This window comes from Vibrio ostreae (assembly GCF_019226825.1).
Classification (GTDB): Bacteria; Pseudomonadota; Gammaproteobacteria; order Enterobacterales; family Vibrionaceae; genus Vibrio; species Vibrio ostreae.
In genome coordinates this window covers 592,289-607,379 of the sequence record NZ_CP076642.1, presented here as the reverse complement: position 1 = coordinate 607,379, position 15,091 = coordinate 592,289, and the positions used below count along the sequence as shown (strand labels likewise).

The window sequence follows — 15,091 nt, the reverse complement described above, 5'->3', positions numbered from 1 at the left end:
TTTTTGAAATGGTCAAAGTGATGATGGTGGATTGGATAAAGCGATGATGGATAGCGTGGTTAAAGATACCAGTGCGCGACAACGCGGGCTGTTTACCGGCAGAGTCGAAAATCTGAAAATGCAGCAGGGAATCCTGTTTCACAACAAAGACATTGTGCATAAGGCGGATTTTGCCACGCAACGCCAGCTCACGCCGCAGCTGATCATTGCTATTCCCTTGGAAAGTAAAGCCCTGATGACATACGGCGATGTTCATCGTCTGAGGAGTTGCCGTTACCACCGTTCTGATCCTATCCAGGCGACGGCCATATTCTATGCACGACCGGATTCTGTCCAGGGTGCGGCGAAAGCGCATGTGCGCAGCCGCAGCATCGTGCTGTCTCTGTCTACGGAATGGTTGGACAAACAGCTTTCAGGTGCGAAGCGACAAGGTTTTGAACGTAGTTTTTGCCAGCACCTGAGTCGTTTTGACTGGTCTTTACCCCCTCATCTGGGGCAGATGGCGGAGGTGCTGAATCTGACCAATAGTCATAACCAGGCAGAGGCTTTGATGCGAGAGGCATTCACCCTGGCGGTGTGGGAAAATCTTCTGCTTAATATGAAGCATCAGCCATTACTCAGCGAACCACAACCCAAGCCACAATCGACCCGACTCAAGATATTCCTGCGTCAAAAGCAGGTGGACGAAATGTCATTGGTTGAGATGGCATCTGAGCTGGGGATGAGTGTGTCCACTTTGCAGCGTATCGCGCGCAAAGAGCTTGGGATGAGTCTGCAGCGATACCTGCGTGAACGGAAACTGCACCAGACTAAGATTTTGCTGGAACAGGAGGCGATTTCGATTCAGCAAGCTGCACTCATGGCCGGATATCAGCATACCGCCAACTTTATCACTGCCTTTGGCAAGTTATTTGGCGGCCCGCCGAGTCAGGTGTGTGGTGTGACGAACAATCCGCACGATGGCCAGCCTGAATAAACACCTCTGAAGTGGGTATTACGAAGGTGAAGGTTATCAGGCATTTAATGCGCTGCCTTTTTTGTTCCGCGTTTTACCAATGTGGCGATATTGTTCAGTACCTGCTGCTTGCTGGCGTGATGCTGTTCCCGGCTGTGTTTAACAAAGGCGTCAACAGCTTGGACGGTCTTTGTGTTTGTCTGCAGTGGCGAGAGATGGGTCAGACAAAAATGTAACTGACTTGAAGTATCGTTAAATTTTCCCAATTCGCTCTGCCAATGTTTTAGCTGAGCTTGTTCAATCAATGACTGCTCTGCAGTGGTTATCCCCACAGCGCGGCAAAAGTCATTCAGGTAACGTAATTTCTTACAACCAATCCGCAGTTTATGAATCTCTTCGTCTGTGCTGCCGGGCTTGATTCGGCGGCTGGATTTCAGCAGTTTCCGAGTCTGTTTTTCGAGGTGATAAGCAGCGACAGAATGCAAACTTTTCAAACCGGCTTGAGTCGGGTGCTGAGCACAATCGATGAAACGGGTAAAAATCTGCTGCGTGATATGCTGGTACTCATCACTCTCGATCCAATGTGAAAAACGCTGAAATACTCTGCTCCGTTTGGCGGTCACAACAGGCAGCAGCTCACTGAGTATTGTGCTCAACGATTCCGGGTGTGAATCGGGATCAGTAAACACATCTAAGTCTCGCAACAATCCACTGGGTTCCATCATCACTTTAAGCTGCTGTCTGAGTTTTGTGACGGCCTGAGGCGGATAAACGACGGCGAAAATAGCCAGCATGGAACGACAGCGGCGCAGGCTGACCCGATACTGATGCAGATACTCAGGATCACGATCCTCGAGTATGCCTGGCTCATGCAGCAGGGCATACTGAAATTCATTGAGCAGATATTGGCTCAACAGCCAACATACCGGTGTGTCGTCTTCACAACGCAGCTGTTTGGCCGGGACTGGGAGCGTTAACGGGGAAAAGAGCGTCATGATGCACCTCCGTTCCATTAGTGTAGTGCCCGGCTTGGGAATTGGAGGTTAAGCGAGCAAAAAGTGTGTCGCTCTGTGTCATTTATTCTATTCATGGCTGTCGAAATATTGCAGGACAAACTCAATAAACAGTCGCACGCGCAGAGGAATATTTTGACGCTCGCGATACAGCATAAACAGGGTGCGTTCTTTACTGCGCCAGTCTGGTAATACGTGCTGCATTTCACCTTGCGCTATCATTGGCAGGGCAAAATAGTCGGGGATATAGCCTATTCCCAGTCCGGTTTTGACCGCATGCGACAGCATCTGAATTTCATCGAGTTCGAGCCGGACACCTTTTTGCGGATGGTAATCAAATTCCTGGTGATTGGTTTTATTCACCAGTTGCCAGGGAATCATAGGGTGACAAAGCACCGTCGGGTGACCACACAGATCTTTGGGGTGCTGTATCGCGCTGAGATCATAATCCGGATGGGCGCACAGGAGGAAATGAATGTGTTTGAGTGGGCGGGCGATCCAGTTATCGACCACCGGACTGCCAACCCTAAATACCACATCCATGCCTTCCGCTTCGATATCAATCAGGGAATTGGAGAACCGCAGGTCGAGCTGAATATCCGGCTGTTGCAATAAAAAATCATAAAAAATCGGGCGCAGAAACTGGGAGCCGGCGTTGATAGGCGTGGAGATACGAATTTTTCCGGTTGGCTGGTGTTTATCGCGGTGTAAATCCTCATCAATGTCTCCGAGCTCGTCAAACAAGGCCTCTGAACGCTGGAAGTACTGTTCACCGGTGTGAGTTAGAATCACCCGATGGGCATCGCGGTTAAGAAGCCTGAGTTGCAGATCGGTTTCCAGTTGGCGGATACGACGGCTCAAGGTGGAAAGGGGCATTTCCAGATAAGCAGCGGCTTCTTTAAAACTGGCAAAGCGGGCAACAGCACAAAAACAGCGCAAATCGTCTAAAGAGTAGTTAGGTTTCATTTATGGCATTTACCGTCTTAATTTTGCTTGTTTATTCTAATGTTGAAATCAATACACTAGGCAACCTGTTTTGACAAGTTCTTTGGAGTGACGATGAATTCCGATTCAATCCTGAAAGCAGTTGTGCTTCTTCTTATCTGTACCTTTTTCTGGGGCAGCAGCTTTCCCATCGGCAAACATGCGTTGCAGGAAGTGAATGCGCTGACCTTAGTCTTCTGGCGCTTTGTTATCGCTGCAGCCTGTCTGGCGCTGTATGTGCGTGTCGCGCGCATGCCTAAACCTGTCATCACCAACCGCCAGTGGCTGTGGGTGTTTGCGGTCAGCGCTGTGGGCGTGGGTGGTCTTAATCTCGGGCTTTTCACCGGCCTTGCCTATACCAGCGCAACCAATGGCTCGCTGATCATGGCTCTCAGCCCGTTAATGACCTCGCTGATCGCTAGTGTCGCTCAGCGCAGTTGGCCGTCACGCGCACAATGTTTCAGTCTGCTGGTCAGTCTGACCGGGGTACTGATGGTGATCACCAACGGCCATCTTGAAACCCTGCTTTCCTTGCAGATTAACCATGGTGATAAGCTCATCTTCTCAGGCATGCTAGCCTGGAGTCTGTACACCTATTTCAGCCAGGGGATCAGTCGTTGGATGGCGGTGATCCCTTACACTCTGGTAGGAATGCTGAGTGGCGCGGCCGTGATTGGCGTGATGTGTCTGTTCTCATCTGACGTGCATCCGTTCGCAGAACTGTTTAATGCCAGCGCTGTCGGCATTAGCGAGGTGGTGTACATCGGTTTGTTTGCCACCGTGGCCGGTTATCTGTTGTGGCTCAATGGTGTGCGACGCCTCGGTTCGGCCAGCGCAGCACTGTTTTTTAACTTCGTGCCGATTTTCTCAGTCCTGACTTCCTTTGTGATGGGGCATGCGGTGACTCAATTGCAGTTAGCCGGTATTGGATTAGTGGTGGCGGGCCTGCTTCTGCCTCGGATTCGTTTGCCGAAACGCAAATCAATGGCCTGTCCTCAGCAGTGATGTTGTGAAGATTGAGCAATAATAACGAGCAACAGCCAGCAGGGCGGGATATTCCCGCCCTTGTTTTATCTATGGCGATATTCACACAGCAAAGGTGAGGATTTTAGCTAAACTCTAATTAGAGTTTTATACCGGATCTGATTATGTATCGTCGGCTATTTGCAGCGCTTTTGTCGGTGCTGCTGAGTGTCTCAACACTGGCGACGGGTGAAACGGACAGTGGCACGCAGCCAGAACAGCCAGCATTGCCACAGTTACAGCGTTCATCTACCGTTCCAGTGATCACCATCAGTGGTGCTATCGGCCCTGCTGTTGGCGACTATGTGATCAAAGAGATTCAACGTGCCAATTCCATCGCTGATGCTCCGGCAATCGTTATTGCGATTGATACTCCCGGTGGCCTGGTGTCCAGCCTACGCGATATAAACCAACATATCCTTGCTTCCCACATACCTGTGCTTTGTCTGGTTCATCCGCCAGGAGCTCGCGCTGCCAGTGCGGGTACCTATATTCTTTACGCCTGCCATATTGCAGCAATGGCACCTGCGACCACACTTGGGGCTGCGACGCCGGTACAAATGGGCGGCCCTGGCCCGGGTGGAGAACAGCAGGACAAGCCCAGCGAACCCAGTGCGATGGAGAAAAAGATCCTCAACGACTCAATAGCTTATATTCGTTCTCTGGCACAGTTGCGTGGCCGTAATGTCGAATGGGCGGAAAAAGCAGTGCGTGAAGCCGCTACCTTATCGGCTAGCGAAGCACTCGAGCTGAACGTGATTAACGTTATGGCTGAGTCACCCCAGGATTTATTGTCAGCAGCGACAGGGCAAACGCTCGAGCTGAATCATCAGCAAGTGACGCTCGATTTTAGTCACGCTCAGGTCGAAAAGCGTGACCCTGATTTACGCAATAAGTTTTTGGCCACCATCACTGACCCTAACGTCGCCTATATCCTGATGATGATCGGGGTATATGGCCTGTTACTCGAATTCTATAGTCCGAGCTTTGGTATTGCCGGGATCACCGGCGCAATCTGCCTGCTTATCGCCTTGTATGCTTTCCAGTTGTTGCCAGTGAACTATGTGGGGCTGGGCTTGATGTTGCTCGGTATCGCTCTGTTTATTGCCGAATCCTTCCTGCCCAGCTTTGGGTTGCTCGGTTCAGGTGGCATTGTGGCCTTTGTTCTTGGCTCGGTCTTTTTGATCGACAGCGATCTGCCTGAGCTACGTGTTTCCCTGACGTTGATTTATGCGATTGCCGCTGTGTCGGCAGGGGTGATCATTTTTGTGCTCAAGCGCGTTATGGAGCTGCGCAAAAAACAAGTGGTCAGTGGCAGCGAAGCGCTGGCTGGTGAGCATGGCGTTGCGTTGGAGAGTTTTACCGGACACGGTTTTGTGCATGTCGAAGGTGAACGTTGGGAAGCCATCAGTGACGTACCGTTAAGCAAAGGGGACCCGATACGAGTCATTGAACTGGATGGCTTGATTCTGAAAGTCACTAAAGTTTCTCAAGTAAAAAGGAGTACAGACGATGCCAGCAATTCCAGTCAACACTGAGCTGCTAACACCGATTCTGATTGTGGTGCTGGTGGTGCTGATCGCAGTGCGCTTATTCCGTATTCTGCGTGAGTATGAACGCGGGGTGATTTTCTTCCTCGGTCGATTCCAGAAGGTGAAAGGTCCGGGTTTGATCATCGTCATCCCGGTCATCCAACAAATGGTACGGGTCGATTTACGCACGGTCGTGATGGATGTACCGAGTCAGGATGTCATCAGCCGTGACAACGTGTCGGTGCGGGTCAATGCCGTGCTCTATTTCCGCGTGGTTGATTCACAGAAAGCCATTATTAATGTGGAAAATTATCTCCAGGCCACATCGCAACTGGCTCAGACCACCTTACGTTCGGTGCTGGGTCAGCATGAGTTGGACGAGATGTTAGCCAACCGGGAAATGCTCAATGCGGATATTCAGGCCATTCTCGATGCCCGCACGGAAGGGTGGGGGATTAAAGTCTCCAACGTCGAAATAAAACATGTCGATCTGAATGAATCGATGATCCGCGCCATTGCCCGTCAGGCCGAAGCTGAGCGGACCCGACGCGCGAAAGTGATTCACGCATCCGGTGAGATGGAAGCGTCAGAGAAACTGGTGGAAGCGGCTAATCGTCTGGCGACTGAGCCGAATGCCATTTTGCTGCGTTATTTGCAGACATTAACCGAAATCGCCGGCGAAAAAAGCTCGACCATACTATTTCCGATGCCAACCTCAATGATGGAAGGTTTGTTCCAGACCCTGACTAAAAACAAAAAACCTGATAAAGAGCCCTGATTCTGGGCGCGTGAGCACGGGGCAGAGCGGCCGGCACAGGTACACTTGAACAAGTGGTTGACGTTTGAGGTGTTCAACTACTTAAGTCACAGGGAAGTCAGGTGTTAACGCCAAGTCTGACCGCTGTATTAGTGGCAAAACAATGCAGTATCAGTAGCAAAACAATGCAGTATCAGTGGCAAAGCAGTGCTGTAGCAGTAGCAAAAATCAAGGAAGTGCTCATGAGTTTACAACCGTTTCATTTAGCGATACCTGTCTATGATGTGCCGCTCGCCCGGCAGTTTTATCGCGAAGTCTTTGGCCTCGAAGAGGGGCGCAGCGCAGAAAGCTGGGTCGATTTTAATTTTTTCGGTCACCAGTTGGTGATCCATTTTCATCCGCGTACCGCCGATCAGGAGCGGGCGGTGACTAACCCGGTCGATGGGCATGATGTTCCGGTGCCGCATTTTGGTGTGGTGCTGACCTGGGAGCAGTGGCAAGCGCTGGCCGAGCGTCTTAAGCGCTACAACATTGAGTTCGTGATTGAGCCGTATATTCGTTTTCAAGGCCAGGCTGGTGAACAGGCAACCATGTTTTTTTTCGATCCGTGTGGTAATGCGCTGGAATTTAAAGCGTTTAAAGATATGGGGCAGTTGTTCGCCAAGTAGGCAGGAACTGTGCTTTAAATCGACGACAAAGCCGCGTTTTGACGCGGCTTTGTGCTGTTTGTGGTTGAGCTCAGACCTGGCTTAGCGTAACTCTGACAGCAGCTGATACGATTTCAGTTTTTCCTGATGATCGTAAATCATGGCGTTCACCATGATCTCATCGGCCTGAGTCCGCTCAAGCAGATTTTCTAAGCGGCGACGGACTGTCTCCTGGCTGCCGTGGATCGATTCCCGTAATTGCGTTTCAACATGGCGCTGCTCATGGGGCAGCCACAGCGGGTCCATGCTCATGACCGGTGGCGGTAGTTTGTCGCGTCCGCCACGTGCCATTTTAAGGAACTTCTGCTTTTCCGTCGTGCCCAGATACTGTGCCTGACGATCGGTTTCGGCCACGATTACGTTCACGCCGATCATGGCGTAAGGCTTGTCGAGTTGTTCAGACGGGCGGAAATTATCACGATAGATGTCCAGAGCGCGTAACATCGAATCCGGGGCGAAATGAGCGGCAAAAGCGAAAGGTAATCCCTTGATACCGGCTAAACGGGCACTGTAGGTACTTGAGCCGAGCAGCCACAAAGGCACTTTCGCGTTGTTGCCCGGATAGGAGCGTACCGGCTGGTTGTCGGATATCGGGCCCATAAAAAACTGCAGCTCTTCCAGCAGTTCATCAAAATCAGGATCCATGCGCTCCGGATCGCGGCGCAGCGCGTGCATGGTTGGATAATCGGTACCGGGCGCACGACCTAATCCGAGATCAATCCGGCCCGGATAAAGGGCTTCCAGGGTACCGAACTGTTCGGAAATCACCAGCGGAGCGTGGTTAGGCAGCATGATCCCGCCGGAGCCAAGACGAATTGTCTGCGTATTGGCGCCGATGTGGCTGAGCAGTACGGAAGTGGCGGCACTGGCAATATCGGGCATATTATGGTGTTCCGCCATCCAGAAGCGCTTAAATCCTAACGCTTCAGCGTGCTGGGCCAGAGAAACCGAGTTGCGGAATGTGGAATGAAAATCGGAGCCTTCAGAGACTGGCGCCAGATCCAGGATTGAAAAAGGAGGTAATTGCATGAGGACTCTTGTGTCATGGACGAGTGATCACTATGCCTGTTTATCACGCCAAAATAAACCGACAGAATGTAAGGGCTGCGCTGTTCAGGCGCAGCCCTGATGAAACCGGCTAAGCAGGCACTAAAGATGAAGTACTGCGTGGGCCGGGAGCCGGGCTGTACAGACGTGGCGCGCTGTGCTTGGGCAGATGAATCAGATTCAGATTGTGTTGCCGCGCCCATTGCACAGTTAATGCGGTTGGGGCGGAGAGCGTAACCAGTGTGGCTACTTTCGCGCGCACGGTTTTGTGAATCAGTTCCAGGCTACAGCGACTGGTCATCACCACAAACCCTGTTTGCGGATCAATTTTCTGGTGCAGCATCGCCCCAATCAGTTTATCCAGTGCGTTGTGACGACCAATGTCTTCACGGCACAAGGTAATTTCACCTGCGCTGTTAGCATACAGCGCTGCGTGCAGGGCACCGCTTTGGCTGGCGAGCACCTGGGCCTCGGCAATGCGTTGGCGTAAATTGATGAATTGACGCGGGTCGGGTGCGGCTACCGGAGTCAGTACTTCAAGCTGCGGCAGTGCCTGCTCCAGAGCTTCAACCCCACAAATACCGCAGCCACTGGTTCCGGCCAGGGTACGGCGCTGGGTTTTCAGTGCCCAGAAGGCGCGGCTGCTCAGTTCCACTTCTGCATTGTGCGCGTCCTGGCCGGTGCGCAGTTGAATGTCGCGAATTTCACTCATCGATTGCACGATGCCGCTGCTGAGGCTAAAGCCGCGGATAAAGTCTTCGATATTACCGGGCGTGACCATCATCACCGCATGATTGAGGCCGTTATAGCTGATAGAAAGCGCGGTTTCACTGGCCAGTGGTTTGTAAGCGATATTCTGTTGCTGATCCATTTCGACGTAGCCGTACTCGTCCGGATTTGGCGCGGCAACGTTAGTATCAGCCAATTCACTTAACTGAGTTAATGTACATGTCATGCTGACCTCCGCGTTAATCTGTCTGATGGCTGCCGGCAGCAAAAATTTCTTGTGCCTTGATAAAGCAGCGTTCTGCTACTGCTGAGCGCGGTTCGGTTTTTCGCATCAGCAATCCCATGCGGGCGCGGACACGGGCGTCTTCAATCGGAATGATGTGCAGCGCATCGTTCATGTGTTCCAAACCGCTGTTGAGCGGCATGATTGCGCAGCACAACCCTGCGTTGACCGATTGCAGCAGTTGGAAGGTGGAGTCACTTTCCAGCAGGATTTTAGGTGTGATGCCTTTACTGCTGAAACTGATATCAATCGACTGCCGATAGTGCATACCTTGAGTGAGCAGGCCTAAAGGCATGCTGTTTAACCTTGTCCAGGCCATCTCGGTCTCGTCGAAATCAAAATAGCGCTGATCGTAGAGCAGCCCCATTTGGGTGGAAGGCAGCTCGATGACGTCAAAATGAGTGGTATCAATCTGATCCATATAACATAAGCCAAGATCGAGCTGGTTGCGGTTAAGGCCGTCGATCACTTGCTCTGAGGTCAATGAAGAGAGCTGATAACGCAGCTCCGGATAACTTTTGGACAAGGGCTCAAGCAACACCATTGGATTCAGGCTGGCCAGAGGAACCATCCCCAGACGCAGGCTACCCACAACCTGGCCGCGACAGTTAGCGGCTTCCGTTTGCAACGCATCGTGCGCCGCCAGTAGGGTATGTGCCCAGGCCAGGATTCGTTCACCCGCTTCGGTTAGGCCCTGATAGCGCTGACCACGATTGATCAAGGTCAGATCCAGCTCTTCTTCCAACTGACGAATGCGCATAGACAGCGTCGGCTGAGTGATGTTACACATTGCTGCGGCTTGCCCGAAGTGCTGGGTTTCATCCAGAGCGATGAGGTATTTGAGTTGCTTAATGTCCATACTACTTCCTTAAGCGGCCCTTTCTTTAAGCGCACTCGTCACTGCGGCAGCCATACTGTGAATGGCAATTTTGGTGCAGGCCGCGTCATGTCCGGTGACCAAAAAGGTCCGCTTGTGTTGAGACTGACAGACTGAATAGATTCAGTTCGACATTATTATCGGCTTTTATTTGTTGTTAGCCGGTTCTCGTCGCGCCGCTACCTGGCTATGCCGGCGGTTATCTGATCCCCTACAGGGCCAAATTCAGCTCAGGATATAGTCCACCGGCTTTTTCTGCGGAGGCAGTTCGGTAACGTTCAGAGTATCAAGAATATCACGTTCGATGATTCGTACCAGTGCATCGAGTGGCCGTGCATTTTCATCATGACCGAACGGGCCTTCCAGTTCGTCACCAATTGCGTCCAAACCAAACAAGGCATAGCTGACGATAGTGGTAACAATCGACAGGGAGATGCCCAGCAACGTAAACGGCGTCGCGCTGACCTGACTAAACAGTGACGAATACCCACTTTCGACCAGAACAATGATCGCAGCCAGAGCAGTAATCATGAAAATGCGTTTCGCTATTTTTTAGCGATAGACCCTTTTAATGAAAAAAGGATATCAAATAAATTTGGAGTAAAATACACGACCATAGTATTTCCAAACGTATATTCAGCCAGGTGTTGACGTTGTATGACGTATTAAACTAACTGAGGAGAATTAATTATATATAATGAATTTATACGCCTTAATTATTTTGTTGCTACCTGAAATAACCGCAAGAAAATGAGTTACACCGATCGTTAAACCGGATAAAAATATCAGATGATCCCAGGTAGCTTTGTTGCTTGCCTCGTTCTGATGACAAAAAATCTTATCGACATGGTGAAGAAATCGACAGCTTCATTGATCTGGGTCAATCATAATCCCACTATTATGTCTGATCAAATCGGTTGTGTTTATCAAACCATAGAGCCGGCTGATAAATGCGCTTGCATAGCTGAGTATAAAACAGGTCTTAAACCTTGTTTAAATTGTGGACTAGGTGGGTTTAAAATAACCGATAGATGCCATCTATCAAGTGTTAGATAACCTCAATTGGACGATGCAAAATTTTAGGATTACTCTCAGGCCAAATAAAAAACTCGGCAATTTTTATTGCGAGAGTTTGAATTATAACTCAATGAACTTGTCTCTTTATTTCTGTCATCGCACCATGATGCATTGCTCTTTTATGGTTAATGATGCCTGTTTTCAGGGGAAGTTTGCCACATGCTCACAGGTAGATCGTAAGTTCATTGTTATTCCTAACGAGGAGTGTCGTCATGAACCAAAAGGAAAATATTACCGATTATAATGGCCCTGCTGCCGGATGGGGGGCATTAAAAGCGGTAACAACAAGCTGGTTTCGCAGTGAAAATGGCTTTCGTAACCTGCGAGCTTTGTTAAAAACCAACCAGAATAACGGTTTCGACTGTCCGGGATGTGCCTGGGGCGAATCACCGGAAAGCGGTATGGTCAATTTCTGTGAAAACGGCGCCAAAGCCGTCAACTGGGAAGCAACCAGTCGTCTGGTTGATGCGACGTTTTTTGCTCAGCACAGTGTGAGTGAACTGTTCAAACAGACCGACTACTGGCTTGAATATCAAGGCCGTCTTAGCCAACCGATGCGTTATGACGCTGCCAGTGACCATTATGTTCCGGTTTCCTGGGAAGATGCCTTTGCGCTGGTTGCCCAGCATCTGAAATCTCTCGAATCACCTGATCAGGCTGAGTTTTATACGTCCGGCCGTGCCAGTAATGAAGCGGCATTTCTTTACCAGCTTTTCGTGCGTGCTTTTGGCACCAACAACTTCCCAGACTGCTCAAACATGTGCCATGAAGCGAGTGGCGTGTCGATGTCGGAAACGTTGGGCGTTGGTAAAGGCACCGTCGTGTTTGATGATTTTGAGCACGCGGATGCGATTTTTGTTATCGGCCAGAATCCGGGTACCAACCACCCACGTATGCTGGAACCGTTGCGTGAAGCGGTTAAACGCGGCGCTGAGGTTATCTGTCTCAACCCGCTGAAAGAGCGTGGACTTGAACGTTTCCAGAATCCGCAGAAACCAATCGAAATGCTCAGTAATGGTTCTAAACCAACCAGCAGTGCTTACTTCCGTCCTGCTCTGGGCGGAGACATGGCGGTGTTCCGTGGTATGGCGAAGTTCCTGCTGACCTGGGAGCAGCAAGCGCAGCAAAATGGTGACGAGCCAGTTTTTGATCACGATTTTATCCGTGAACACACTTCAGGACTGGATGCTTACCTGCAAGCCGTGGAAGAGACCTCCTGGGATCACATCGTGCAGCAATCTGGCCTGCGTCTGGATGAGATTGAAACGCTGGCGCTGATGTTCCGTCGTGCTGAGCGCGTAGTGATGTGCTGGGCAATGGGTCTGACGCAGCACCGTCATTCAGTGCCAACGATTCAGGAAGTGGTTAATCTCCAACTGTTACGTGGTAACGTAGGTAAGCCGGGTGCAGGCCTGTCTCCGGTGCGCGGACACAGTAATGTGCAGGGCGACCGTACTATGGGCATTAACGAGAAGCCGCCACAGTTTCTGCTGGATGCGATCGAAAAACGTTTTCAGTTTAAGGTGCCGCGTCACCACGGCGATAACGCCGTGACGGCCATCCAGGCGATGGAAGAGAAACGTGCCAAAGTCTTTATTGGCCTGGGCGGCAACTTTGCCCAGGCGACACCGGATACACCGCGAACTCACGATGCGATGCGTAATTGTGAGCTGACCGTGCATATTGCGACTAAGCTGAATCGTTCTCATCTGGTGACCGGCCGTGATGCCCTGATCCTGCCGTGTCTGGGGCGTACCGAAGTGGATATGCAGGCCAACGGCCCGCAGGGTGTGACGGTTGAAGATACCTTCAGCATGGTACACATCTCTTACGGTCAGTTAAAACCGCGCTCTGATCAAATGCGCTCTGAACCGGCTATCCTGGCTGGTATTGCCAAAGCAACGCTGGGCAATTTCCCGATAGACTGGGATTGGGCGATTGAAGATTACGGCCGGATACGCGATATGATTGCAGATACGATTCCGGGCTTTAGCGATTTTAACCACAAGATCGCCAACCCGGGCGGGTTCTATCTGGGTAACACAGCGGCACGTCGCGAGTGGAATACGGCCAGTGGTAAGGCTCAGTTCTCTGCGTCGACGCTACCGGCGCAGCTGATTAATGAAACGGTCACTAAACTCGGTGATACGCCGGATCTGATCCTGCAGACCATGCGTTCCCACGATCAGTACAACACTACGCTGTACGGCCTGAATGACCGTTATCGCGGTGTGTTTGGTAAACGTGAAGTGGTGTTCGTGAGCGAAGACGATATCCTGCGCCTTGGTTTTGAACCGGGTGAAAAAGTGGATATGGTGACGCTATGGGAAGACGGGATTGAACGCCGCGTCAGCGGATTCGAACTGGTGCCCTATGATATGCCAAATGGTCAGGCAGCGGCTTACTACCCGGAAACCAACCCGCTGGTTCCGCTGGAAAGCTACGGCGATCGTACGTTTACTCCGACCTCTAAATTTGTCGCGATTAAGCTGGAAAAATCCAAACCGGATAATATTATTCCGACCACAGCGGCTTAACCTGGCTCTGGCTTACTGCTGAAAAACGAAAGGGAAACACATCGGTGTTTCCCTTTTTATCTTTCTAGCTGGCAAACCCCTGAGTTTCTGCCCGTTAACTGAACTTAACGAAACCGTACTTAATGAAACCGTACTTAACGAAACTAAGCTTAGCTGCGCAGCTCAAAATAGCGTTTGGCGTTATGGAAACAGATGTCTTCCACCATGGATCCTAGCAAGGAGAGGTCGTTTGGCACTTCACCATTTTCTGCCCAGCGGCCGAGTATGTCACACAAAATACGGCGGAAATATTCGTGACGGGTGTAGGATAGGAAGCTGCGTGAATCGGTCAGCATACCGACAAACTGGCTCAGAAGGCCAAGTTGTGACAGTTGCTCGATTTGACGTTGCATGCCGTCTTTCTGATCGTTAAACCACCAGCCGGACCCAAATTGAATCTTACCGGCAATACCGCCACCCTGGAAGTTGCCAATCATGGTTGCCATCATTTCGTTATCGCGCGGATTGAGGCAATACAGAATAGTGCGCGGCAGCTCGTCGCTTTTATCCATCGCATCCAGCAGATTGGCGAGTTCAAAAGCAAACGGACGGTCGCCAATCGAGTCAAAACCGGCATCAGCGCCGAGCAGACGGAACATACGGCTGTTGTTGTTACGCTGCGCGCCGATGTGCAGTTGCATAACCCAACCCAGTTGGCAATAGCGCTGACCAAGCCACACCTGCACAGCGGTTGAGAACTGGGCGCATTCGGTTTCGCTGAGCACAGCGCCGTCTAAACGTTTAGCCAGCAGGGTATCGAGCACTTTCTCCTCAGGAACCGGCGCAAAGCGAACCACTTCAATGCCATGATCCGCGGCGCGGCAGCCATGAGCGTCAAAGTGGGCCAGACGTTTATCCAGAGCGCTGAGTAAATCGCTGAAACGGCGAATCTCAATATCACTGACCTGGCCAAGCTGATGCAGGTAATCGGTAAATCCATCGAGTTCAATTTTAAACACTTTATCCGGGCGCCAGCTTGGCAGCACATCGACATTAAAGCTTTCATCTTCTGCAATTGTGCGGTGATGCTGTAAAGAATCAATAGGATCATCCGTGGTTCCTGCCATGACCACATTCATTTGTTGCATGATCCCACGGGCAGAAAATTCTGGTGTTGCCAGTAATTCGTTGCAATGTTGCCAGACTGATTCGGCTGTTTTTGGCCCGAATAAGGTGTTCGTGATACCGAATGGACGGCGCAGCTCAAGGTGAGTCCAGTGATACAGCGGGTTACCCAGGGTTTGCGGGACTGTGTTGGCCCAGGCCAGGTACTTGTTATAATCACTCGCATCACCGGTGATTAGCTGCTCACTGACCCCGGCGGAACGCATGCCGCGCCATTTATAGTGATCGCCTGCCAGCCAGATTTGAGTCAGGTTTTCAAAGCGGCGGTTACCTGCCACTTCAGCCGGATTGAGGTGACAGTGATAGTCATAAATCGGCTGGTGGCTGGCGTACTCATGGTACAGACGGCGTGCTGTTTCGTTGGAAAGCAGGAAATCTTCGCACATAAATGGTTTCATTTGGGTTC

The 15,091-nt window shown here is 51.0% G+C and carries 13 protein-coding genes; 6 read left to right on the top strand and 7 right to left on the bottom strand.

Annotation, left to right across the window (positions count from 1 at the left end):
* Positions 1-31: 31 nt before the first annotated feature.
* Positions 32-976 carry a helix-turn-helix transcriptional regulator gene (locus tag KNV97_RS02700; RefSeq protein ID WP_240798140.1) on the top strand — a complete coding sequence of 315 codons (945 nt, stop codon included), beginning with the start codon at positions 32-34 and terminating at the stop codon, positions 974-976.
* A 44-nt stretch (positions 977-1,020) separates the two neighbouring features.
* On the opposite strand, the gene KNV97_RS02695 is transcribed toward KNV97_RS02700, so the two are convergent.
* Both KNV97_RS02695 and KNV97_RS02690 read right to left on the bottom strand, forming a co-directional pair.
* Positions 1,021-1,950, bottom strand: a complete 930-nt coding sequence (locus KNV97_RS02695; RefSeq protein WP_218562063.1) for a CHAD domain-containing protein — start codon at positions 1,948-1,950, stop codon at positions 1,021-1,023.
* Positions 1,951-2,037: 87 nt separating this feature from the next.
* Positions 2,038-2,934: a LysR family transcriptional regulator gene (locus tag KNV97_RS02690; protein WP_136483953.1), complete on the bottom strand. Its 897-nt coding sequence runs from the start codon at positions 2,932-2,934 to the stop codon at positions 2,038-2,040.
* 93 nt (positions 2,935-3,027) lie between these two features.
* Here KNV97_RS02690 and KNV97_RS02685 point away from each other — a divergent pair, with 93 nt between their 5' ends.
* The 4 genes from KNV97_RS02685 (at position 3,028) to KNV97_RS02670 (ending at position 6,932) form a co-directional block, all read left to right on the top strand.
* Positions 3,028-3,957: a DMT family transporter gene (locus tag KNV97_RS02685; protein ID WP_136483954.1), complete on the top strand. Its 930-nt coding sequence runs from the start codon at positions 3,028-3,030 to the stop codon at positions 3,955-3,957.
* Positions 3,958-4,100: 143 nt separating this feature from the next.
* Positions 4,101-5,513, top strand: a complete 1,413-nt coding sequence (locus tag KNV97_RS02680; protein WP_218562062.1) for an NfeD family protein — start codon at positions 4,101-4,103, stop codon at positions 5,511-5,513.
* The gene (locus tag KNV97_RS02675; RefSeq protein WP_136483956.1) at positions 5,488-6,285 is read left to right on the top strand and encodes a slipin family protein; all 798 of its coding nucleotides are present in this window, start codon (positions 5,488-5,490) and stop codon (positions 6,283-6,285) included. Before KNV97_RS02680 ends, KNV97_RS02675 begins: the two co-directional genes overlap by 26 nt.
* A 221-nt stretch (positions 6,286-6,506) precedes the next feature.
* On the top strand, positions 6,507-6,932 hold the full coding sequence (locus KNV97_RS02670; protein WP_218562061.1) for a VOC family protein: 426 nt from the start codon (positions 6,507-6,509) through the stop codon (positions 6,930-6,932).
* 81 nt (positions 6,933-7,013) lie between these two features.
* Here the strand turns inward: KNV97_RS02670 and KNV97_RS02665 are convergent, their stop codons facing one another.
* From KNV97_RS02665 to KNV97_RS02650, 4 genes are all read right to left on the bottom strand, one after another.
* Positions 7,014-8,000 (bottom strand): LLM class flavin-dependent oxidoreductase, encoded by a 987-nt coding sequence (locus KNV97_RS02665; protein ID WP_136483958.1) that lies wholly within the window; start codon positions 7,998-8,000, stop codon positions 7,014-7,016.
* Between the two features lie 109 nt (positions 8,001-8,109).
* A complete protein-coding gene (fdhD, locus tag KNV97_RS02660) occupies positions 8,110-8,973 on the bottom strand; it encodes a formate dehydrogenase accessory sulfurtransferase FdhD (protein ID WP_218562060.1) in 864 nt (287 codons plus the stop codon).
* 13 nt (positions 8,974-8,986) lie between these two features.
* Positions 8,987-9,889: a LysR family transcriptional regulator gene (locus KNV97_RS02655; protein ID WP_136483960.1), complete on the bottom strand. Its 903-nt coding sequence runs from the start codon at positions 9,887-9,889 to the stop codon at positions 8,987-8,989.
* Positions 9,890-10,132: 243 nt separating this feature from the next.
* Positions 10,133-10,438, bottom strand: a complete 306-nt coding sequence (locus tag KNV97_RS02650) for a bestrophin family protein (RefSeq protein ID WP_256611847.1) — start codon at positions 10,436-10,438, stop codon at positions 10,133-10,135.
* Between the two features lie 758 nt (positions 10,439-11,196).
* Here KNV97_RS02650 and KNV97_RS02645 point away from each other — a divergent pair.
* A complete protein-coding gene (locus KNV97_RS02645) occupies positions 11,197-13,521 on the top strand; it encodes an FdhF/YdeP family oxidoreductase (RefSeq protein WP_136483961.1) in 2,325 nt (774 codons plus the stop codon).
* A gap of 149 nt (positions 13,522-13,670) precedes the next feature.
* Here KNV97_RS02645 and uxaC read toward each other — a convergent pair whose 3' ends face one another.
* Positions 13,671-15,083: a glucuronate isomerase gene (gene uxaC, locus KNV97_RS02640; RefSeq protein WP_136483962.1), complete on the bottom strand. Its 1,413-nt coding sequence runs from the start codon at positions 15,081-15,083 to the stop codon at positions 13,671-13,673.
* Between the last annotated feature and the right edge of the window lie 8 nt (positions 15,084-15,091).